At 39.4% G+C, this 627-nt stretch carries 1 protein-coding gene; it reads right to left on the bottom strand.

What is annotated here, in order from left to right; genetic code table 11:
- On the bottom strand, positions 1-330 hold a 330-nt coding region (locus ACWHAR_RS28770; protein WP_452088659.1), incomplete at its 3' end, for a phytase.
- Positions 331-627 lie beyond the last annotated feature (297 nt).

Here is a 627-nt window from a genome sequence, read left to right on the forward strand (position 1 = left end):
GCCGTTCAATGGAAAATCATAGCGCAGATCGACATTATTGAGCTTGCCAAACTCATAAGAATGAAGCTGTTTTCCGTCTAAATCATACACAACGAGCCCTGACTTCTTATTTGTTGTAATCAGCTTGCTTTTTTCCGGGTGTTTTTCATGAACCCAAATGGCCGGGTCATCTGCTGCGTCATCGCCAGATGCGACCGGATCTGTCTCCGTGTGTGCAGTCACTTTGAAAAGATGTTCCTCATTCACATAATGAGCCGACACCGAGGTTGCTGTCAGGCTAAGCAATAAACCCGCGGCAGTGCTTAGCAGCATTGTTTTTGAAACCTTCATTTGGTACCCTCCTCTTTTATCACTATCACTACTATTGTAAAATATATACAGGTGATTACCGTGAGGAAAATGAACCTTTTTTTATAGGGTTTCTGACTCATAAACAACTTATTCCCCAAAGAGGTACGTGAGATGACTTTGCCAGATTTGCTTTTGCGGAGCGAAATAAAAATATGTTGAATATTTAGTACATTGTTTATTTAGTTTTGTTGTTCCCTAGTTACGTCCGTTTTTCCATTTTCTATTAAAAAAGAACACTTTGTGACATGATCATTCCCCTAAATTTTGTTTTATTAG

This window comes from Bacillus sp. LR--39, assembly GCF_053613335.1.